Below are 21,461 nucleotides of genomic sequence, written 5' to 3'. Positions count from 1 at the left end.
GATAATGGCGCTGACATGCGGCGATCAGCCGCCCAGCGCGTCCAGCTTGAACTGAATCAACTGGCGTGCCGAGCTATCGTTTTTCGACAGCGAGTCGAGCGCGAGCTTGTAAGCCGCACGCGCATCGTCGCGCTTGCCTTGAGCGGCGAGCAGATCGCCGCGGCCGTTCGCCACGATGCCTTTGAACGCGTCGGACTGCGGTTCGGCGAGCAGCGCCAGACCCTGGTCGTAGGCCTTGTCGTCGAGCAACAGCGAAGCGAGGCGCAGTTTGGCGATCTGCTTGAACTCGTCATCTTTCGCGTGATCGATGGTCCATTGCAGTTGCGCCTTCGCGGCCGGTTCGTCGCCCGCGGCGTACAGCGCCTTGGCCGCGCCCAGCGCGGTCATCTGCGCATACGCGGTGCGGCTGAACCTGTCTTCCATGTCGGCGGCGACGCGGGTGATCTTCGCCTTGTCGCCCGATGCCACGGCTTGCTGCACCTGGTCATACAGCACGGCGGCTTCCGCCGCCTCGCGCCGTTGCCAGAAATTCCAGCCGTTCCAGCCGGCCGCGGCCACCAGTGCTACCAGCACGATCCATGTGGTTGCATTGCCCCACTGCGTCCACCATGCCTTCAGACTTTCAATCGATTCTTGTTCGTCGTGGTAACTCATTGCCCGGCGATTTCCTCTTTCTTGCTACGTGTGCGTGTCGAGCCTGATTGCGAACCAACCGGCTCGACGACATCGCGATCAGTCGTCGCCGTCTTCGGCGGTTGCAACCATCGCATTGATTAGAAATTCGGTCAAGTCTTCGGCGGGCACGTTATGTTGCTCGTTTTTACCGCCGTTAGCATTTGTATCGCGCAGCGGCTTCACACCGACCGTGCCGTTGGCGATCTCATCTTCGCCGAGCACCACGGCGAAGGCCGCGCCGCTCGCGTCGGCACGCTTCATCTGCGATTTGAAGCTGGCCGTCTGACCGTCGGCGCTGCAATGCAGGATCACGTCGAGGCCCGTATCGCGCAGACGCTCGGCGATGATGAAGGCCTGCTCACGCGCCGCGTCGCCCTGATGGACCACGTACACGTCGCACCCTTCGTCTTCCGGCACAAGTTGCTCTTCTTTCAGCAACTCGAGGATCCGCTCGACGCCCATTGCCCAGCCACATGCTCCCGTGGGCTTGCCGCCGAGCTGTTCGATCAACGGATCGTAACGGCCGCCGGCCGCGACCGTACCCTGAGCGCCGAGCTTGTCGGTCACCCATTCGAACACGGTCAGATTGTAGTAATCGAGACCGCGCACGAGGCGCGGATTGATCGTGAACGGAATGTTGTTCGCTTTCAGAATGCGCTGCAGACCTTCGAAGTGCGCGCGCGATTCTTCGCCGAGAAAATCGATCAGCTTAGGCGCGTTCTGCGCGACTTCCTGCATGGCCGGATTCTTCGTGTCCAGCACGCGCAGCGGGTTCGTGTAGAGACGGCGCTTCGCCTCTTCGTCGAGCACGTCCATGTGCTTTTCGAGGTACGCGATCAGTTCGACGCGATGCGCCGCGCGCTCTTCGGCGAGGCCCAGCGAATTGAGTTCGAGCTTGATGCCCATTAACCCGAGATCGTCCCACAGCCGCTGGCACATCATGATGATTTCCGCGTCCGCGTCCGGACCGGCAAAGCCCAGCGCTTCCACGCCGACCTGATGGAACTGGCGATAGCGGCCGCGCTGCGGACGCTCGTGACGGAACATCGGGCCGATGTACCACAGGCGCTTCGGGCCGTCGTACAGCATGTTGTGTTCGATCGCCGCGCGCACCACCGCCGCCGTGTTCTCCGGGCGCATGGTCAGATTTTCACCGTTGAGCGCGTCCGTAAAACTGTACATCTCTTTCTCGACGATGTCGGTCACTTCGCCGATACCGCGCTTGAACAGCTGCGTATGCTCGATGATCGGCGTACGAATATTCTGGTATCCATACGAACGCAGCATCGACTTGACGGTCGTTTCGAAAAATTCCCACAGCCCGGCTTCCTGCGGAAGGATGTCGTTCATGCCCTTCACGCCGGAGAGCTTTTCGAGCTTTTTCTTCTGTTCAGTCATCTGTATGTCGAGAGCCGATATTTAGTTGGCTACCGTGGCGCGGCCATAGCTGCGCTCAACGTAGTCACTCACGATTTGCTGGAATTCTTGCGCGATGTTATCGCCGCGCAACGTCTTCACTTTTTCGCCGTCGATAAACACCGGCGCAGCGGGATTCTCACCCGAACCCGGCAAGCTGATACCGATGTTGGCCTGCTTCGACTCGCCCGGACCGTTGACGATGCAGCCCATCACCGCGACGTGCATCTTCTCGACGCCAGGATATTGATCGCGCCACACCGGCATCTGCGTGCGCAAGTAGGTCTGGATTTGCGACGCCAGTTCCTGGAAAAGCGTGCTGGTGGTACGGCCGCAACCCGGGCACGCGATCACCATCGGCGTGAACGAGCGCAGACCCATGGTCTGCAGAATTTCCTGGCCGACGATCACCTCGCCGGTGCGCGATCCGCCCGGTTCCGGCGTCAGCGAAATACGGATCGTGTCGCCGATCCCCTGCTGCAACAGCACGGACAACGCCGCGGTCGATGCCACTATGCCTTTCGAGCCCATGCCCGCCTCGGTCAAGCCGAGATGCAGCGCGAAATCGCAACGGCGCGCCAGTTCACGGTACACGGCGATCAGATCCTGCACGCCGCTGACCTTGCACGACAGAATGATCTGGTTGCGCGACAGGCCGAGTTCGACCGCCCGCTCCGCCGAGCCGATCGCCGACTGGATCAGCGCTTCGTACATCACGCTTTGCGCTTCCCACGGCGTGGAACGCGCCGCGTTTGCGTCCATCATCTTCGCGAGCAGATCCTGGTCGAGACTGCCCCAGTTGACACCGATACGGACCGGCTTGTCGTACTTCACCGCGGCTTCGATCATTTGCGCGAACTGCGTGTCGCGCTTCGCGCCGTGGCCCACGTTGCCCGGATTGATCCGGTACTTGGACAGCGCCTCCGCGCACGCGGGGTAATCGCGCAACAGCAAATGGCCGTTGTAGTGGAAGTCGCCGACGAGCGGCACCGACACGCCCATGCGGTCGAGCTGCTCGCGCACGGCCGGCACGGCCGCGGCCGCTTCCGGCGTATTCACCGTGATACGCACCAGTTCCGAGCCGGCTTGCGCGAGCTCCTTGATCTGGATCGCGGTGCCGATGGCGTCCGCGGTATCCGTGTTGGTCATCGACTGGACGCGCACGGGCGCGTCGCCACCGATGGTGACGAGCTGGCCGCCCCAACGGACGTCGACCGCATGCGACTTGCGCCGCGCAGCCTGGCCGCCGAACACCGGCTCGTCGGAAATAATCTTGCTACCAGATTGGGATTGAGCTTCGGAATGCATCGAAAAACCCATTTACGCCGCATGCGCCACACAAAAGACGTGGCGCCTGAATTGAAAAAGCGCCGCGGACCGGTTGGCCGCGGCGCATACCGTATTTGTCAAGGCAGTGCGAAACGCGCCACGTTACCTTTGGCAGCCGAATATTTCGACGGATCGACCGGCTGGCCATCGAGCGTCAGCGATTCAAGACCGGCCTTGTTGCCAACCGTGATCTTGAATGGTGCCGCGCCCGTCACTTCTTTCGTATCGCCTGCGTGCACGAGGCCGGAGAACACCTCCTTGCCATCCTTGCTACGCACACTGAACCAGCTGTCCTGTGTCACACGCAATGCGACGACTGACTCACCGGCAGCCGGCGCCACCGTTGCCGCCGACGCGCCCGCAACCACCGCCGCCGGCGCACTCGCGCCTGGCGCTGCAGGCACCTGGGCCTGCGAGCCTGCCTTGGGCTCGGCCATTGTTGCCGTGACCGCCGGCGCTGACGACGGCGTCGTGCCGGTGGCAAGCGGCGCGGGCATCGGCGTAGCCGACGCTGCGTTCTCTGCCGCCACCTGTGCCTCCGGCGCTGACGCAGACTCAGCCGCCGTTGCTTCGGAACCCGCCGATTGACCTTGCGCCACCGTACCCGATGCGCCCGTCACACCACCAGCGGCACCGTTCGCGCTCGCTTTCAAACGCGCAAGCCATGCAGACGAATCGCCACCGTTGGTGTGCCACATGCCGAGCGCGATCACCGCGACGATCACCGCCGCCACGCCCCACAACCATGAGCGGCTTTTTTGTCCGCTGCCGCCCAGCGACAGCGACACCCGCCCGCGCGGCAAATCTTTTCCCGACGACGCCGGCATCGACAGATCCGGCGCGGCCACACCCTTCTCGCGGCGCAGCACCGCCGTGAACGGCGCGGGATCGGCGCCGAGCATCTTCGCGTAGCTACGCATTACACCCAGCGCGAAGGTCGTGTCCGGCAAGTGGCTGATGTCGCCCGATTCGAGCGCGCGCAACTTGATGACTGACACTTTCAGACGCGCCGACACGTCGTCGACCGTCCAGCCTTTCGATTCACGCAGTTGGGTCAAGCGCGCGCCCACCGCCGCCAACGAATCCATGCCCGGCTGCACGGCGGGCTGCACCACCGCCCGTGCGACCGGCGCCGGATGGCCTTCGTTCGTGTCTGTGTCCTGCGGCTGCGGGTGCTGCGGCTCACTCATCCCAAATCCTTTCGCGTCGATTCTTTTTCACTTGTGCAACCCCGACAGGCTCAAGCCTCACGTCCGAATCGCAGACCGTTTATAACAAAATGTGCGGCCTTGTGTGCCGCTTCCGATCGCTTCTGCAAACTTTCTTTTCAATCGACGCTGGCACCGCAGGTTTTCGCGCTTTCGGGGAGCTTTCCCGACCATCGGCGCCCTGCGGTCCCCGCGCGATTACACGGCGCGAACCTCGATAATCTTCGCTGCCTTCCCGGTGCGTTCAGCAAGGCGAGTGCGGTCTTTTACCGCACCGGCCAACTGACCGCAGGCAGCGTCGATATCATCGCCGCGTGTTTTGCGCACCGTGGTGACGACGCCTGCGTCCATCAACACTTGTGCAAACCGCTTGATCTGTTCCGGCTTCGAGCGGATGAGGCCCGATTCGGGGAACGGATTAAACGGAATCAGGTTGAACTTGCACGGCACGTCGCGCGTAATGGCGAGCAACTCGCGCGCTTGCGCCTCGCTGTCGTTCACGCCGTCGAGCATGCAATATTCAAACGTAATGAAGTCGCGCGGCGCGACTTTCAGATAGCGCTGGCAAGCCGCCATCAGTTCGCGCAGCGGATATTTCTTGTTCAGCGGCACGAGCATGTCGCGCAGCGGATCGCTAGGCGCATGCAGGGAGACCGCGAGCGCCACCGGCAGATCGGCGCCGAGCCGGTCCATCATGGGCACGACACCCGAGGTGGACAGCGTGACGCGGCGGCGCGACAGGCCGTAGGCGTTGTCGTCGAGCATCAGGCGCATGGCCGGCACGACCGCGTCGTAGTTGAGCAGCGGCTCGCCCATGCCCATCATCACGACATTCGTGACGACGCGCTCGCCCTTGCCGTCACCGCCCGTGGCGCGACCGCCATCCACACCGCGCGACGCGCGCAGCGCGAACTCGGCCATACGCAACTGGCCGATGATTTCGCCGGTGGTGAGATTGCGGGAAAAACCCTGTTTGCCGGTCGAACAGAAACGGCAATTGACTGCACACCCGGCCTGCGACGACACGCACAGCGTGCCACGCGTTTCTTCGGGAATGTAGACAGTTTCAACCGCGTTGCTGTTGCCGACGTCGATCAGCCACTTGCGTGTGCCGTCGGTCGAAATATGGTCGCTGACGATGCCGGGCATCGAGATCGTGGCGCGCCCTTTGAGCTTTTCGCGCAAGGACTTCGCCAGATCGGTCATGCCGTCGAAGTCGGCAGCGTTGTATTGGTGAATCCAGCGCTGCAATTGCTTGGCGCGAAACGGCTTCTCGCCCAGGCTGTCGCAGTAAGCGACAAGCCCTTGGGCGTCGAGGTCGAGAAGGTTGACGGTGGGACTGCTCGTCATATCGAATCCTGCCATTTCAGTGCGAGACTACGTTCATGCAACAAGCTGCATGAACGCAATGCCGTTCGCGCCCATTCCTGCTGCTTTTACCTTACTACTTTGCCGGGCGATTCGTGCGATAAATCCAATCGGCTGCACGAACCGCGCAGGGCAAGTCCTGCTTAACGCGAGTAGACGTTCACTTGGGGGAAGAAGAACGCGATTTCGACTGCTGCCGTTTCAGGCGCGTCGGAACCGTGCACTGCGTTCGCGTCGATGCTGTCTGCGAAATCGGCGCGGATCGTGCCCTTTTCCGCCTTCTTCGGGTCCGTTGCACCCATCAGGTCACGGTGCTTAAGAATGGCGTTTTCGCCTTCCAGCGCTTGCACGACGACCGGGCCCGAGATCATGAAATCGACCAGGTCCTTGAAGAACGGACGTGCGGCGTGCACGGCGTAGAACTTCTCTGCGTCGGCGCGCGACAGGTGAACCATGCGCGAAGCCACGATCTTCAGACCAGCGTTCTCGAAACGGGTATAGATCTGGCCGATCACGTTCTTGGCCACTGCGTCCGGCTTGATAATGGACAGGGTGCGTTCGATCGCCATAAAAACTCCAAAAAATTAAGAGGTTACAGATTCAAATGAATCCGCTATTGTAGCATGTTCCCGTGTATGATTGCGATTGAACCCTTACAACACTGAAAGACTCCAAGCAGGAGTTTCCGAATACTGGTAGCGTTGGCCGTGTGGGTGCCAAGTCAGTATTTTCAGGGCATTGAAACTCCCTGCCCGCGCGCCAATCTTAGGGATGAGAGCGCCGCGCCGGTGACAGGAATTCCACGGCTCGCTACAACCCGCTTCACAACCATACGCAACTTGCTTCTGAGGTAAGGAGAGACCATGAACGATCATCCGTATAGCTTTGGCCGCAATGGCGCGGTCAGCACGGTCGAAACGCGTAACCGCGTGCTACGGAACACCTACTGGCTGCTCGCGCTGTCCATGATTCCGACAGTGCTCGGCGCGTGGGTGGGCCTCGCCACGGGTTTCTCGCTGTTCGCCGCCACGAGTCCCGCCATGAGCATGCTGGCGTTCTTCGCGATCGCCTTCGGCTTCATGTTCGCCATCCAGAAAACCAAAGACAGCGCGGCCGGCGTGTTCGTGCTACTCGGCTTCACGTTCTTCATGGGCCTGATGCTGTCGCGCATCCTGAGCTTCGTGCTCGGTTTTTCGAACGGCCCGTCGTTGATCATGCTCGCCTTCGGTGGCACTGGTGTGATCTTCGCGTCGATGGCAACCATCGCCACGGTCAGCAAGCGCGACTTCTCGGGTCTCGGCAAGTGGCTGTTCATGGGCGTGATCGTGCTGCTGCTCGCATCGGTCGCGAACGTGTTCCTGCATCTGCCGGCGCTGATGCTCACGGTGTCGGTTCTCGCCATCGTGATCTTCTCGGCCTACATGCTGTTCGACGTTCAGCGCGTCGTGAACGGCGGTGAAACGAATTACATCACCGCCACCCTCGCGATCTACCTTGACCTGTACAACGTGTTCGTCAACCTGCTCGCGCTGCTCGGAATTTTCGGCGGTAACCGCAACTAAGGGTGGCAAACCAGCCTGATTCAGGGCGCGGCGTTCGAGACGCTCCGCCTTGAAGAAAAAGCCCATAACGAGTAATCGTTATGGGCTTTTTTCATGGAATCGCGGCGCCTGCCGCGCGGGGCAAGCATCAGGAATCAGGCGCGGATCAGACGCTCAGCCACGCAAACCCGTCGTCCTGCGAAGCCACCACCACTTCTGTAGGCGCCGCGCCCAGCACGCCGGCCATAGCGGCCTGCGCCAGTTCAGGCGAATTGTTCTGCTGACTCAGATGCGCGGCGACCAGGTGGCGCAATCTCGAACGATCGAGCGAAGCCAGAATTTCAGCCGCCGCGTCGTTGTTCAGATGCCCATGATTGCCGCCGATGCGCGCTTTCAACGATTGCGGATAGCGGCTGCCCGCCAGCATCCGCACATCGTGATTGCATTCGAGCACCAACGCGTCGCATCCGCTCAGCACCGAGCTGATATGAGGCGTGGACGTGCCGACGTCCGTCAGCACGCCAAGCCGGCTCGCGCCGTTCGAGAGCACGTATTGCAACGGCTCGCGGGCGTCGTGCGGGACGGTGTAGGGGAGAATGCTGAGGTCGCCGATCGCCACCGCTTCGTCGCCCCAGAGCACCTGCAGGTCCACGTCGGCTTCGTCGGCGCCTACCGCGCGAGCGGTGCCCCAGCTCATGTACAAGGGAATCGACCACTTGCGCGCCAGCGTTAGCGCACTGCCAATGTGATCGCCATGCTCATGCGTGATCAGAATCGCGTCGAGACCTTCGACGCTCGCGCCAAGCCGCGTCAGCCGCCGCTCGACTTCCTTGGCCGAAAAACCGCAGTCGAGCAGCACACGCGTGGTGGTCGCGCCGCTTTGCGCTTCCACCAGCATGGCGTTGCCTTCACTGCCGCTGCCGAGACTCGCGAACCTCACGGTCCGCTTAGTTCAGTTGCGCGTGCAGCAGCGTCACGATGCGCTGCGCGTCGGACGAATTGTCCACCTGTCCGTTCGCGTTCAGCACGGCCACCTGCGTCACTGCATCGCCCTTCGAGCGAACGTTGACGAGGAATTCCTGACCCGGCTTCTTCGCCGTATTGCCGCTGTAGAACAGCTTGCCGAACAGCCCTTCTTTCTTCAGCTCCTGCATCGAATCCGCGTAGCGCACGTAGTAGATGCCCTTCGCACGATCGCGGTTGTCGACGGTGAAGTTGGTGCGGTCGAGCGCGAGGCCCACGCGCAGCCATGCGCGGTCGAACGACTCCTGCAGATCGAGCGTGGACGCGCCCGCGCTCTGGTCGAGCGTGGTCGGCGCCACCGCCGGACGCGCGTCGGTCAGCAACTGCTTCGACTGCGCTTCGGTCAGACCGAACTTCTGCATCAGCTTGGTCAGGAACAGCGCTTCCAGGGCCGGATCGCGAGGACGCTCTTCCCAACGCGAGGACGTCTTGTCCTGCCCTGTCATCACTTCTTCCATCGCGCTGTGCGTGATGGAAATGTCCGTTGTTTCGCCCGGCGCGCGCGACACGAGCGTGCGGAAGCTGTCACGCGTGCCCGACGAATACGCGAAATCGATGACCTTGCCGACCGTGCGGCGGAACCAGTCGTCCGGAATGTTGGCGCGGTTTTCAGCCCAGTCGGTCGTCATGATGCCGGTAGCCGGAGCGTCGGTCTTCAGCGCAAAGCCGTTCTCCTGCCAGAACTCCTGCAACTGCGACCAGAGTTGTTCCGGCGTGCGGCCGTCGACCACCAGCCAGCGGCGATCGCCGTCACGTTCGATATGCATGCCGAACGGATCCTGCGCGTTCGGCTGACCTTCGGTCGAATTGCCGGCGGCCGTGACCGCGCGCTGCTGCGCGCCGCCCAGCGCCAGATTGGCCGGCGGTGCGACATAGCGCTGATCGGTCGGCGTGGTGCTCAAATCGCCGGGAACGGCGAGCGCCGGCGCGCTGCCCGCGCCCTTGTAGTTGACGCGGTCGGAAGCAAACCAGTCGTTCAGCGTGTCACAGCCGGCGAGCGTCGTGAGGGCAAGCGCCAGCGCCGCCATGCGGGTTGCGTGGAGGGAAAGTGCGGAACGTTTCATGAGGTCCTTCGTGATGCTGGAACGCGGTGCCTTGGTTCTGTGTGCCGGGAACGTGGGCTGGATCGACGTCGGTTAAGGGAGTGCCGGTGGCAGGCTTTCGTTGGCGCTGGTGGTGCCGCGGACGCTGTCCGCCTAGCCCAGCAGGCCCGCTTCGCGCAGCGCGCCGCGCACCACTTCGTGGTATTGCGGATCGAGCGGCGTGAGCGGCAGGCGGATTCCGCCCTGCACACGACCCAATTGCTGCAGCGCCCATTTGGCCGGAATCGGATTCGATTCGATGAACAGGTTCTTATGCAGCGACAGGAGTTTCATATGAATCTCGCGCGCGGTCTTAGCGTCCGCGGCGAGCGCAGCCTTGCAGAGATCACTCATGGCGCGCGGCGCGACGTTGGCGGTGACCGAAATATTGCCGTGGCCGCCGAGCAGCATCAGCGCGATGGCGGTGGGATCGTCGCCGCTGTAGATGCCGAAGTGCGACGGCGCGGACTTGATCAGATGCGCGGCGCGATCGATATTGCCGGTCGCTTCCTTCACACCGATGATGCCCGGCACCTGCGCGCAACGCAGAATGGTTTCGTTGCTCATGTCCGCAACGGTGCGGCCCGGCACGTTGTACAGGATCACCGGCAGATCGACGGTTTCGGCGATCTTCGCGAAATGGCGGTAAATGCCTTCCTGCGTCGGCTTGTTGTAGTACGGCACGACCTGGAGCGTGGCGTCGGCGCCGACTTCCTTGGCCTGCTGGGTGAGTTCGATCGCCTCGGTCGTGGAATTGCCGCCCGAGCCCGCGATCACCGGAATCCGGCCCGCCGTGTGCTCGACCGCGGTCTTGACCATCAGCACGTGTTCCTCGACCGACAGCGTGGCCGATTCGCCGCTCGTGCCGACCACGACGAGAGCGTTCGTGCCCTCTGCGATATGCCAGTCGATCAGTTTGCGAAACGCCGGCAGATCCAGGCTGCCGTCTTCGAGCATCGGGGTGATGATGGCAGGAATGCTGCCGCGAATCTGAACGCCGTCGTTGCTGCCTTGGTTGCTGCCTTGGTTGCCGTTAGTCATGAAACGCCATGAATTTGATCAGGTAAACCGCGATTGTAGCGGATTAGCCAGCCAACTCGTAACAAGGCGGAGCTGCCGCCTGCGCGGGGTCGACTGAGCGCTCCGCCTCCAGAATTGCGCAGATCCGCTGGACGTAGGCCGGGCGCGGCTGCGCGAGAAAACCATCTTGAAATGCGACCACCCGGAGCTGGCCGCGCACGCGCTCGAGCAGCTCGCCGGGCGCCAGTAGAAACGCCGGATTGGAGGGTTTGCCGACCCTTTCGTTTCCTTGCGCGAAGGTCTCGTAAACCAGCACGCCGCCGGGCGCGAGCGCGCGCAAAAGCTGCGCAAAGAGCGGGCGGTGCAGGTAATTCGTCACCACGACGGCGGCGAATTTCGCCTCGGCGGGCAACGGCCACGCGGCGCCCTCGAGGTCGGCTTCGACTGGCGTGACGAGCGGCTCGCCACGCAGCATGCCGAGCGCCGCCGCGTCGCGGTCGATGGCGGTCACCGGATGCCCCAGCGACGCAAAGAACCGCGCATGCCGGCCCGCGCCGGATGCGACGTCGAGCACCGCGCCGCCCGGCGCGATCAGATGCGCCCAATCGCGCACCCAGGGAGACGGCTCGCCCAGTCCGTGCATGGCGGCAACGGGCGTGCTCATCGACTTGCCCGCCGTTCAGCACGGCTCACCGGTTGGGTCACTTGCGTCAGCTGCTTCACTTGCGTCAGCTGCTTCAGTTGTAAGACAGGCCCATGGCCTCGCGTACGTCGCGCATCGTTTCCGTGGCGAACTTGCGGGCCTTGTCGCAGCCGTCGGCGACGATCGCGCGCAACAGCGACGGGTCGTCCATGTACTTCTGCGCGCGCTCGAGCATGGGCTGCTGCTCGCGCAGAATGCCCTCGATCACCGGCTGCTTGCACTCGAGGCAGCCAATGCCGGCCGACCGGCAGCCCTTCTCCACCCATTCGTGAGTGGCTTCGTCGGTGTAGACCTGGTGAAGCTGCCACACCGGGCACTTGTCGGGGTCGCCCGGATCGGTGCGGCGCACGCGAGCCGGATCGGTCGGCATGGTGCGGACTTTCTTCGTGATCGTCTCCGCGTCTTCACGCAGGCCGATCGTGTTGCCGTACGACTTCGACATTTTCTGACCGTCGAGACCCGGCATGCGCGACGCCTCGGTCAGCATGGCTTGCGGCTCGACCAGAATGATCTTGCGCGAACCTTCGAGGTAGCCGAACAAACGCTCGCGATCGCTCATCGACAGGCTCTGTGATTCCTGCAACATGGCGCGCGCCTGTTCGAGCGCTTCGTCGTCGCCTTCCTGCTGGTAGGCATTGCGCAGTTCGTGATAGAGCTTGGCGCGCTTGCCGCCGAGCTTTTTCGCCGCCTCGTTCGCCTTCTGCTCGAAACCCGGTTCACGGCCGTACAGGTAGTTGAAGCGGCGCGCGATTTCGCGCGTCATTTCGACGTGCGGCACCTGGTCTTCACCAACCGGCACGAGCGAGCCGCGATACAACAGGATGTCCGCCGCCATCAACACCGGATAGCCGAGAAAGCCGTAAGTGGACAGATCCTTGTCCTTCAGCTTCTCCTGCTGCTCCTTGTAGGTCGGCACGCGTTCGAGCCAGCCGAGCGGCGTGCTCATGCCGAGCAGGAGCGCCAGTTCGGCATGCTCGGGCACCTTGCTCTGAATAAACAGCGTGGCCTGCGCCGGATCGATACCCGCTGCCAGCCAGTCGGTCAGCACATCCCAGACGTTCTTTTCGATCACTTCGGGCGTTTCGTAATGCGTGGTCAGCGCATGCCAGTCGACCACGCAGAAGAAACACGGGTACTCGGACTGCAGCCGCACCCAGTTTTTCAGCACGCCGTGATAGTGGCCGAGGTGCAACGACCCGGTGGGCCGCATGCCGGAGAAGATACGGTCTGGGAACATGATTATTTAGAAAAGCGAAACAAGAGGAGTCAGAATGGCGGTGATCGCGCTATAGCCGATCGTGACAAGCGGGTTCAGCCAGTAGCGCGTCAGCGTGCCCGTCATGACGAGCGCCATTACGATGAAAAAACCGTACGGCTCGAGGCGTGACAGCGTGATGGATTGCCGCGGCGGCAGCAGCGCCATTAGCACACGGCCGCCGTCGAGCGGCGGCAGCGGAAACAGGTTCAGCACGCCGAGCACGAGATTCACGCCCACGCCGGCTCCCGCCATGCGCGTGAAGAATGGCTCGTCCACATTCATTACCGCGAGCGCGACACCGAACAGGCCCCAGATCAGCGCTTGCACGAAGTTGCAGGCCGGACCCGCGGCCGCGACCCACAGGCTGCCCCAGCGCGGATTGCGCAGGTTGCCGAAGGCAACCGGCACCGGCTTGGCGTAGCCGAACATGAACGCGCCGCTGGTGGCGAAGTACAGCAGCAAGGGAATCGCGATCGTGCCGAGCGGGTCGATGTGCCGCATCGGATTGACCGACACGCGGCCGAGTACGTAGGCCGTGTTGTCGCCGAGCCAGCGCGCCACATAGCCATGCGCGGCTTCATGCAGCGTGATGGCGAAAATCACGGGCAACGCGTATACCGCAATGGTCTGTATCAGGGAAGAATCCATAACTCGCTATTGTAACAACGCGATTGCGTGCGTCTGTCCGCTTTCACTCATGCCGTCTCTTCGAGGCCGAACGGCGCGAGAGAACCGCGCCCTGCCCGCACCAGCACCGGTTCCGCGCCCGTCAGATCGATCACCGTGGACGGCTCGCACACGCAGGGGCCGCCGTCGATCACCAGATCCAGCTGCTTTTCCAGACGCGCGCGGATTTCTTCCGGGTCGTTCATTGGCTGGGTTTCCCCTGGCATGATCAGCGTCGAGCCGAGCAGCGGCTGGCCGAGTTCTTCGAGAATCGCCAGCGTGATCGCATGATCCGGCACGCGCAGGCCGATGGTTTTGCGCGAAGGGTGCGAGAGGCGCCGCGGCACCTCCTTGGTAGCCTGCAAGACGAATACATAGGGGCCGGGCGTCACCGATTTGATCAGCCGGTACTGCCGGTTGTCCACCATCGCGAAATTCGAGAGTTCGGACAGATCGCGCACCAGCAGCGACAGCAGCTGCTTCTCGTCCAGTCCGCGAATGCGGCGCAGACGCTCGACCGCGTCCTTGTCGTCCAGATGGCAAGCGAGCGCGTAGCTGGAATCCGTCGGCAGCGCGACCACGCCGCCATCGTTGATGATCTGCACGGCCTGCTTGACGAGGCGCGGCTGCGGGTTATCAGGATGAAGCCGGAAGTATTGGGACATGGCTAACGTTGGCTGACGAATGAACTGCGGCTGAACGGCAAATGAACTGCGGCTGAAGACCGGCCGGAAGATCGCGCCCAAGCTTGGAGCCAGGCGCGTGCCGCGCGCCGCGCCCCGCCGGCTTTCGCGCTCGACGTGCCGTTACGGCACGGCGCGCTCACAGCCAGCGTTCCCAGACGGGCTTCAGATCGGAGGGCAGCGGCGGCAACGTGCCGAGGTCGACACGGCCTTCGCCGGGTGCGTGGAAGTCGGACCCGCGCGACGCCTCGAAGCCGAAACGGCGCGCGACATCCGCGTATTCGCGATACTGGTCGGGCGTATGGCTGCCCGTCACCACTTCGATCGCCTTGCCGCCGAGATCGATGAATTCGGCAAAAAACGCGTCGAATTCGACCGGCGAGTAAGCATACCGACCCGGATGCGCAATGATGGCTTCGCCGCCGGCAGCCTGGATCCAGCCGACCGCGTCGGCCAGTTTGGCCCACCGGTGCGACACGTAGCCGGGCTTGCCGTCGCCCAGATAGCGCGTGAACACGTCTTGCGTGGAAGTGGCGTAGCCGTTTTCAACCATGAACCGCGCGAAATGCGTGCGCGAAATCATGTCGGGGTTCGATACGTATTTGAGGGCGCCCCGATAGGCGTCGGGAATGCCGAGCGTGGCCAGTTGCTCGCCGATGGCTTCGGCGCGCGCGGCGCGGCCGTTGCGGGTGCGCGCGAGACCGTCGATCAGGATCGAACTGGTCGGATCGATGCCCAGCCCGACGATATGCACCGTGCGCGACGCCCACGTCACCGAAATTTCGACGCCGCTCAGATAGCCCATGCCGAGCGCTTCGGCGGTGTTTTTCGCTTCGTGCTGGCCGCCGAGTTCATCGTGATCGGTGAGCGCCCACAGCGTCACGCCGCCCGCGTGCGCGCGGCGCGCAACCTCGGCCGGCGCGAACTGGCCGTCGGAAACGGTGGAATGACAGTGGAGGTCGGCGTTCATCGTTGTCTTGAAAAGGATCTGCACTCATTTTACTGCAACGCAGTAAGTGGACGCAGAGCTATCTCGCGCAACCGCCGACCGGAGGCAGTTCCTATGCGGGGCGTTCCGAAGGAAGCGCCCTTTGCGATTCCTCGGCCTGTCGAGGACGCTACGCGCAGAACCCTTCTATCAGCGCGGCCACCTGCTCCGGCTGGTCGTGGTGAACCATGTGCCCTGCTTCGTCGATGATCTTCTCGCGCCAGTTCGGGAACGCCTGAAAGCGCGCCTTGAACTCGTCGAGCGGAATTTCGCCGGCGATCTGCGCAAGCGTCGGCGAGTTGGCGGCTTCCACGTGCAGCACCCTGGCGCTCACCTTGCGCCACGTCGCCATCACTTCGTCGAGACGGTACAGCGCAGGGCCGCGCAGTTTGTGCGCTGGGTCGGCGAGCAGCATGAAGCGCCCTTCGCCATCCGGCTTCGACCAATGCTGCGCGAGAAACTGCGCGCGCTGCGGATCGAGGCGCGGATTGGTCTTGATGAGACGCGCGGCGACGTCGTCGAGCGACGCGTAGCGCTTCAGCTGCGGCGGATCGCGCAATTCGTCGAGCCAGTTGCGCAGACGTTTGGGCGCCTGCGCCGCGTGCGAAGGCGCGAGGCCGAACCCTTCGAGGTCGACCACGCGCCGCACCCGCTCCGGCCGCACGCCCGCATACACGCAGGCAATGTTGGCGCCCATGCTGTGGCCGACCAGATTCACTTCGCCGGTCGGCGCATAGTGGTCGAGCAAGGCGTCGAGATCGGCCAGATAGTCCTGGATCCAGTAATTGCCGCCGCCGCGCTCCGCCACCGGCCAGTCCGACAGGCCGAAACCGCGCATGTCCGGCGCCAGCACCTGCCACTCGCCGCCCAACGCGTCGACGACGAACTGGAACGAGGCCGCGACGTCCATCCAGCCGTGCAGCATGAACAGCATCGGCGCATCCGGGTTGCCCCAGCGGCGCACATGCAGACGGATGCCGCGCACGGCGACGAATTCAGACTGGGAAGAGTTCATGAACGGCACGTCCAAAAAAAAGAATGGTCGTTCGATTATAACGAGATAGGCCGGCAACGCGCGGCGCCGGATTGCGAAGGAAACCTCAGTCGGCGGCCGACGGCGGCACCGCCTGCGGAGCGTCGAGGCCCGCGAGGGCTGTCAGCTCGGCCAGTTCCGCTTCGTCGAAACCGGCCTCGCGGCGCGCCTCGAAATTGAACGGACCACGTAATTTCGGTGCGTGATACTGGTCGGCAAGACGCGTGTACGTGTCGTGAGGGTCGCATCCGCTGGCGTCGCACAGGTGCCGGAACCAGCGGTTGCCGATCAGCACGTGGCCGATTTCGTCGCGCAGGATCACGTCGAGAATTGCCGCCGATGCCTGATCGCCCGCCTGCAGCAGGCGCGCCCGAATCGGCGGCGAGGCGTCGAGGCCGCGCGCTTCGAGTGCGCGCGGCACCAACGCCATGCGCGCCAGCACGTCGCCGCGCGTGCGCTCGCACATGTCCCACAAGCCGTCGTGGGCCGGGAAGTCGCCGTAGACGTGGCCGTACTGCGCGAGGCGCGCGGCCAGCAGCGAGAAGTGATAGGCCTCTTCGGCGGCGACTTTGAGCCAGTCTGTGTAGAACGCCGCGGGCATGCCGGCAAAGCGCCAGACCGCGTCGAGCGCGAGATTGATGGCGTTGAATTCGATGTGCGCGAGCGCATGCAGCAGAACCGCGCGCCCTTGCGGCGATTGCATGCTGCGCCGCTTCAGCTGGCGCGGATCGACCAGTTCGGGCCGAGCGGGACGGCCCGGCAGACCGGCCGGTTCGACGAGTTCGAGGTCTGCGGCGCACACCATGCGGCCTTCGAGTACCGCCGCGTAGAGCCCTCGGGCCGCGGCGGCCTTGGCGGCCGGATCGGCTTCGCACAATGCGTGGAGCGCGGCGGCGCGCGCGCAATGCACTTGCCGTCCGGAATCGGCGACGGATGAATCAGACGGAGCGGACGGAGCGGCAGACATCATGGCAAGCGGATCGACAAAGGAAACAGCAAAAAGAGCCGAAGGCGCGGAGGCCAGGGAAACGGCAGGACGAGCCGCGGCCGATACATCGACCCGCGGCCTTCAAAGCACGAGCCGCGGCACGACCACGCATCCGGCAGCCCCAGGAGCGAAGCGGCGTATCGCGCCGCCGTATCAAGCGGCTCAAGCACACAACCGTTTACAATACTCGATTCGACGACCATCCAACGTGACCGAAGCCTTGGCGTGGCGGCACAGCCCGGCGGCGCAAGACATGCCGGCCCGTTTCGCGCCCTATTCCGCGCACGTAGCGACCGATCAAGAGGAGACACTGTGACCATTTACAAGCTTGGCGATGCCGCCCCGACCATCCATGAAAGCGTGTTCGTAGCGGATTCAGCGAGCATTATCGGCAACGTGACGCTCGAAGAGAACGCCAGCGTCTGGTTCGGCGCGACGATTCGCGGCGACAACGAGCCCATCACCATCGGCACGGGTAGCAACGTGCAGGAAAACGCCGTGCTGCACACTGACCCCGGTTTTCCGCTGACGATCGAGCCGAACGTCACGATCGGCCACCAGGTCATGCTGCACGGCTGCACGATCAAGGAAGGTTCGCTGATCGGAATTCAGGCCGTGGTCTTGAATGGTGCGGTGATCGGCCGCAACTGTCTGGTCGGAGCGGGCGCCATCGTCACCGAAGGCAAAGTGTTTCCCGACAATTCGCTGATTCTCGGCGCGCCCGCCAAGGTGGTGCGCGAACTGACCGAGACGGATATCGCCAACATGCAGCGCGGCGCGGCAACCTATGCCGAGCGCCGCGAATATTACAAGGCGCAGCTCGTGCGCATCGGCTAGCCAGCCGGTGCGCGCGGCGCGCACGACGCGGCATCATGCTGCGTCATTTGACCGAGGAAAAGTTGTGAGCGACCAGTTGCAAAAATTCATGTTCAGCGCGGCGCCGGTGCGCGGCGAGATCGTTTCGCTGCGCAATACGTGGCAGGAAGTCCTGACACGCCGCGATTATCCGGCGCCGGTGCGCACGGTGCTGGGCGAAATGATGGCCGCGTGCGCGCTGCTGTCGGCGAACCTCAAGTTCGACGGCACGCTCATCATGCAGATTTTCGGCGACGGCCCGGTCAAGATGCTGGTGGTGCAGTGCGGCTCCGATCTGTCGATGCGCGCCACCGCCAAGCTGTCAGGCGAAGCGGCCAATGTGATCGGCGAGACGACCAGCATGGTCGACCTGTTGAACGCGAGCGGCCACGGCCGTTGCGTGATCACGCTCGATCCGGCCGACAAGCAGCCCGGTCAGCAACCGTATCAAAGTATCGTGCCGCTCTCGGGCGTGGACGGGCCGCTCAACTCGATGTCCGAAGTGCTCGAGCATTACATGCACCACTCGGAGCAGCTCGACACGCGTCTATGGCTCGCGGCGAACACCGAGCGTGCCGTCGGCATGTTGCTGCAAAAACTGCCGGGAGACGGCGGCATCGTCCCGCATCCGGGCGATCTGGACGCGGACACGTGGGAACGCGTCTGCACGCTGGGCGGCACGATGTCGCAAGACGAGTTGCTGAAGGAAGAACCGGAAACGATTTTCCGGCGCCTGTTCTGGCAGGAGAACGTTCAGCATTTCGAACCGGCAAAGACGCGCTTCGAGTGCACGTGTTCGCGCGAAAAGGTCGGCGGCATGCTGAAGATGCTGGGCCGCGAAGAGGTGGACGGCGTACTCGAAGAGCGCGGTCACGTGGAGATTCATTGCGAGTTCTGCAACCAGCGTTACGAGTTCGATCCGGTCGATGTCGCGCAACTTTTTGTCGCCGAGGCGCTCTCACAAGGAGTGACGCCCGCGGCTGAACAGCGGCACTGAACGGCCCGCCGGCGCGCGGGCTCCATGCACGCCGAACGCCGGTCCGTCACGCTTGTGTCACGGCAGACAATACCGTGTCGCCCGCTGCATTTTCAGGGCTTGGGCGGCACAGCATCGTCGAATATTGCGTTGAATCATTGGCGGGGCCAGGCGGCGCATGATTTGCTTAGGCATCCGACCGATGGAGATCGAACATGAACCACCCTACTTCGTTGATGCCGCTGCTGCGTCATGCACGCACGGCCGCCGTGCTGGCTATCGTCGTCGGCAGTGGCATGCTGGCCGGCTGCATGATGGACCCGCCGGGGCCGTCGCCGATCTATAGCCGCCTGCCCGCCGACCAGTCGGGCATGGCCGGCACCGCCCAACCGCTGACACCCGCAGAGCGCCAGCGCTATGACGCGATCGACCAGCAGGTCATGGCCGAGCAGAATCAGGCGATTGCCGCCGAAAACGCGGCGCAAGCCTGGTCGCGTTACTACACGCCGCCAGTCAGTGTGTACGGCAGCTACTACGGTGGTGGTTGGGGGCACGGCTGGGGTACGGGAATTGGCGTCGGTTACGGGCCGTACTGGGGTTGGTGAGCGGCGGCAAGCTCACGCGGCGCGAGAATCCGGCCCGACGAGCGAGCATAAAGAAAAAGGCACGGTACTCGCCGTGCCTTTTTTACGTCTCTCGTATTGCGCCCTTGAGCCGCGACGAAGCTCAGTGCGCAGGCTTCTTCTCGTTCGCAGCACCTTTGCCGCCGTGCTTGCGATCCGGCTTCGCGCGCGATTCCGGATTCGGCACCACATGCAGCGGCGCCGCCGACATCTCACCGCGCGTGGATGTGGTCACCGATGGCGTGTTCGCCGTCGGCAACGGCGCATTCGGCGATACGAACTGCACGAACACTTCGCCGTCCTTCACCATGCCCATTTCATAGCGCGCCCGCTCTTCGACCGCGGCCGTGCCGTTCTGCAAATCCTGCACTTCACCTTGAATGCGCTCGTTACGCAGCTTCGAGTCGGCATTCTTTTGCACCTGCTGCGCCAGTTGCTGCTGCAACTCGTGGACGCGCAGCCAGCCGCCATGCCCCCACCAGAGCGGGTACTGGATCAGCGCCAGTAGAACGATCAGGACAGCAGTGACAAGCCGCATGAAGTAAGCACAATAAATACACGCCGCCCTGCGCTATACGCAGGGCGGCGGGGTCAATCAGAAACGAAGGATAACCGGCTCATCGGTCGGCGCCAGCACAACAGCCATTAGCGCAGATTGTAGAACGCCGACTTGCCCGGGTAGCTGGCGATATCACCGAGGTCTTCTTCGATGCGCAGCAACTGGTTGTACTTCGAGATGCGGTCCGAGCGCGACAGCGAACCCGTCTTGATCTGACCGGCGTTCAGGCCGACTGCGATATCCGCAATCGTCGAATCTTCGGTTTCGCCCGAGCGGTGCGAGATCACGGCCGTGTAGCCCGCGCGCTTGGCCATTTCGATCGCCGCGAAGGTTTCCGTCAGCGTGCCGATCTGGTTGATCTTGATCAGGATCGAGTTGGCGATGCCCTTCTCGATGCCTTCCTTCAGGATGCGCGTGTTGGTGACGAACAGGTCGTCGCCCACGAGCTGAACCTTCTTGCCGAGCTTGTCGGTCAGAGTCTTCCAGCCGGCCCAGTCGCTTTCGTGCATGCCGTCTTCGATCGAGACGATCGGGAATTTGTCGGCCAGGTTCGCGAGGTAATCCGCGAATTCCGTCGACGACAGTTGCAGGCCTTCACCAGCCAGCTGGTACTTGCCGTCGTGGTAGAACTCGCTCGCTGCGCAGTCGAGCGCGAGCAGCACGTCTTCACCGGCGCGGTAGCCTGCTTTCTCGATGGCTTGCAGGATAGTCGACAGGCATTCGTCGTTGCTGCCGAAGTTCGGCGCGAAGCCGCCTTCGTCGCCCACTGCCGTGCTCATGCCGCGATCCGACAGGATCTTCTTCAGCGCGTGGAACACCTCGGCGCCGCAGCGCAGTGCTTCGCGGAAGGTCGGCTGGCTGACCGGCACGATCATGAATTCCTGGATGTCCAGGCTGTTGTTGGCGTGCGCGCCGCCGTTGACGATGTTCATCATCGGCACCGGCAGTTGCATCGCGCCCGAGCCGCCGAAGTAGCGGTACAGCGGCAGGCCGGCTTCTTCAGCAGCGGCTTTGGCGACGGCCATCGAGACAGCCAGCATCGCGTTCGCGCCGAGGCGCGACTTGTTGTCGGTGCCGTCGAGCTCCAGCAGCGTCTTGTCGAGGAACGCCTGCTCGGAAGCGTCCAGACCCATGATCGCTTCGGAGATTTCGGTGTTGATGTGCTCGACGGCCTTCAGCACGCCCTTGCCGCCGTAACGGCCGGCTTCGCCGTCGCGCAGTTCGATCGCTTCGCGCGAACCCGTCGACGCACCCGACGGCACCGCAGCGCGGCCCATCGTGCCCGACTCGAGCAGCACGTCGCATTCGACGGTGGGGTTGCCTCGCGAATCGAGAATCTCTCGACCGATGATATCTACGATAGCACTCATGGTTTCCTCAAGAAATGACGTTGAATTCTTTACTGTGACACTGTATCTGGCGCAGACCGGTCTCCCCGGCAAACTGCTTGCGCGCCGATACGTTCGA

At 63.3% G+C, this 21,461-nt stretch carries 22 protein-coding genes; 4 read left to right on the top strand and 18 right to left on the bottom strand.

Annotation, left to right across the window (positions count from 1 at the left end; all coding sequences use genetic code 11):
* Positions 1-24: 24 nt before the first annotated feature.
* The 6 genes from P0D70_RS17825 to ndk all read right to left on the bottom strand — a co-directional run bounded on the left by P0D70_RS17825 (position 25) and on the right by ndk (position 6,565).
* Positions 25-654 (bottom strand): YfgM family protein, encoded by a 630-nt coding sequence (locus P0D70_RS17825; RefSeq protein ID WP_091792930.1) that lies wholly within the window; start codon positions 652-654, stop codon positions 25-27.
* Between the two features lie 78 nt (positions 655-732).
* The gene (gene hisS / locus P0D70_RS17820; RefSeq protein ID WP_408185450.1) at positions 733-2,073 is read right to left on the bottom strand and encodes a histidine--tRNA ligase; all 1,341 of its coding nucleotides are present in this window, start codon (positions 2,071-2,073) and stop codon (positions 733-735) included.
* Between the two features lie 21 nt (positions 2,074-2,094).
* Positions 2,095-3,411: a flavodoxin-dependent (E)-4-hydroxy-3-methylbut-2-enyl-diphosphate synthase gene (gene ispG / locus P0D70_RS17815; protein ID WP_091792926.1), complete on the bottom strand. Its 1,317-nt coding sequence runs from the start codon at positions 3,409-3,411 to the stop codon at positions 2,095-2,097.
* An 86-nt stretch (positions 3,412-3,497) separates the two neighbouring features.
* Positions 3,498-4,610 (bottom strand): helix-turn-helix domain-containing protein, encoded by a 1,113-nt coding sequence (locus tag P0D70_RS17810; protein WP_408185449.1) that lies wholly within the window; start codon positions 4,608-4,610, stop codon positions 3,498-3,500.
* Between the two features lie 216 nt (positions 4,611-4,826).
* Positions 4,827-5,978 (bottom strand): dual-specificity RNA methyltransferase RlmN, encoded by a 1,152-nt coding sequence (gene rlmN / locus P0D70_RS17805; protein WP_091800296.1) that lies wholly within the window; start codon positions 5,976-5,978, stop codon positions 4,827-4,829.
* 161 nt (positions 5,979-6,139) lie between these two features.
* Positions 6,140-6,565 carry a nucleoside-diphosphate kinase gene (gene ndk / locus P0D70_RS17800; RefSeq protein ID WP_007181343.1) on the bottom strand — a complete coding sequence of 142 codons (426 nt, stop codon included), beginning with the start codon at positions 6,563-6,565 and terminating at the stop codon, positions 6,140-6,142.
* Between the two features lie 294 nt (positions 6,566-6,859).
* Between ndk and P0D70_RS17795 the strand changes: the two genes are divergently transcribed.
* Complete coding sequence (locus P0D70_RS17795) at positions 6,860-7,558, top strand: Bax inhibitor-1/YccA family protein (RefSeq protein ID WP_007181342.1); 699 nt, start codon at positions 6,860-6,862, stop codon at positions 7,556-7,558.
* Positions 7,559-7,703: 145 nt separating this feature from the next.
* Here the strand turns inward: P0D70_RS17795 and P0D70_RS17790 are convergent, their stop codons facing one another.
* The 10 genes from P0D70_RS17790 to P0D70_RS17745 all read right to left on the bottom strand — a co-directional run bounded on the left by P0D70_RS17790 (position 7,704) and on the right by P0D70_RS17745 (position 16,960).
* The gene (locus tag P0D70_RS17790; protein ID WP_091792922.1) at positions 7,704-8,477 is read right to left on the bottom strand and encodes an MBL fold metallo-hydrolase; all 774 of its coding nucleotides are present in this window, start codon (positions 8,475-8,477) and stop codon (positions 7,704-7,706) included.
* A 7-nt stretch (positions 8,478-8,484) separates the two neighbouring features.
* A complete protein-coding gene (bamC, locus tag P0D70_RS17785) occupies positions 8,485-9,624 on the bottom strand; it encodes an NlpB/DapX family lipoprotein (protein ID WP_091792920.1) in 1,140 nt (379 codons plus the stop codon).
* 132 nt (positions 9,625-9,756) lie between these two features.
* Complete coding sequence (dapA, locus tag P0D70_RS17780; RefSeq protein ID WP_091792918.1) at positions 9,757-10,683, bottom strand: 4-hydroxy-tetrahydrodipicolinate synthase; 927 nt, start codon at positions 10,681-10,683, stop codon at positions 9,757-9,759.
* Positions 10,684-10,726: 43 nt separating this feature from the next.
* Complete coding sequence (locus tag P0D70_RS17775; RefSeq protein WP_408185448.1) at positions 10,727-11,326, bottom strand: class I SAM-dependent methyltransferase; 600 nt, start codon at positions 11,324-11,326, stop codon at positions 10,727-10,729.
* A 73-nt stretch (positions 11,327-11,399) separates the two neighbouring features.
* Positions 11,400-12,602, bottom strand: coding sequence for a tryptophan--tRNA ligase (locus P0D70_RS17770; protein ID WP_408185447.1), 1,203 nt, complete (start codon positions 12,600-12,602; stop codon positions 11,400-11,402).
* Between the two features lie 6 nt (positions 12,603-12,608).
* Complete coding sequence (locus tag P0D70_RS17765; protein ID WP_408185446.1) at positions 12,609-13,271, bottom strand: site-2 protease family protein; 663 nt, start codon at positions 13,269-13,271, stop codon at positions 12,609-12,611.
* A 47-nt stretch (positions 13,272-13,318) separates the two neighbouring features.
* Positions 13,319-13,954 carry an L-threonylcarbamoyladenylate synthase gene (locus P0D70_RS17760; protein WP_091800294.1) on the bottom strand — a complete coding sequence of 212 codons (636 nt, stop codon included), beginning with the start codon at positions 13,952-13,954 and terminating at the stop codon, positions 13,319-13,321.
* Between the two features lie 157 nt (positions 13,955-14,111).
* A complete protein-coding gene (locus tag P0D70_RS17755) occupies positions 14,112-14,942 on the bottom strand; it encodes a 3',5'-nucleoside bisphosphate phosphatase (protein ID WP_091792910.1) in 831 nt (276 codons plus the stop codon).
* A 148-nt stretch (positions 14,943-15,090) separates the two neighbouring features.
* The gene (locus P0D70_RS17750) at positions 15,091-15,975 is read right to left on the bottom strand and encodes an alpha/beta fold hydrolase (RefSeq protein ID WP_408185445.1); all 885 of its coding nucleotides are present in this window, start codon (positions 15,973-15,975) and stop codon (positions 15,091-15,093) included.
* Between the two features lie 85 nt (positions 15,976-16,060).
* A complete protein-coding gene (locus P0D70_RS17745) occupies positions 16,061-16,960 on the bottom strand; it encodes a ferritin-like domain-containing protein (RefSeq protein WP_408185481.1) in 900 nt (299 codons plus the stop codon).
* A 333-nt stretch (positions 16,961-17,293) separates the two neighbouring features.
* On the opposite strand from P0D70_RS17745, the gene P0D70_RS17740 reads away from it, so the two are divergent.
* From P0D70_RS17740 to P0D70_RS17730, 3 genes are all read left to right on the top strand, one after another.
* Positions 17,294-17,818, top strand: a complete 525-nt coding sequence (locus tag P0D70_RS17740) for a gamma carbonic anhydrase family protein (RefSeq protein WP_408185444.1) — start codon at positions 17,294-17,296, stop codon at positions 17,816-17,818.
* A 64-nt stretch (positions 17,819-17,882) separates the two neighbouring features.
* Positions 17,883-18,833, top strand: coding sequence for an Hsp33 family molecular chaperone HslO (hslO, locus tag P0D70_RS17735; RefSeq protein ID WP_091792907.1), 951 nt, complete (start codon positions 17,883-17,885; stop codon positions 18,831-18,833).
* 194 nt (positions 18,834-19,027) lie between these two features.
* Entirely contained in the window at positions 19,028-19,417 is a 390-nt protein-coding gene (locus P0D70_RS17730) for a hypothetical protein (protein ID WP_408185443.1), read from the top strand.
* 121 nt (positions 19,418-19,538) lie between these two features.
* Here the strand turns inward: P0D70_RS17730 and ftsB are convergent, their stop codons facing one another.
* Complete coding sequence (gene ftsB / locus P0D70_RS17725; protein ID WP_091792905.1) at positions 19,539-19,973, bottom strand: cell division protein FtsB; 435 nt, start codon at positions 19,971-19,973, stop codon at positions 19,539-19,541.
* A gap of 107 nt (positions 19,974-20,080) precedes the next feature.
* Entirely contained in the window at positions 20,081-21,364 is a 1,284-nt protein-coding gene (gene eno / locus P0D70_RS17720) for a phosphopyruvate hydratase (protein ID WP_042322785.1), read from the bottom strand.
* Positions 21,365-21,461 lie beyond the last annotated feature (97 nt).

It is taken from the genome of Paraburkholderia sp. RL17-381-BIF-C (genome assembly GCF_046026435.1).
GTDB lineage: Bacteria > Pseudomonadota > Gammaproteobacteria > Burkholderiales > Burkholderiaceae > Paraburkholderia.
This window is presented reverse-complemented; position numbering and strand designations above follow the sequence as displayed.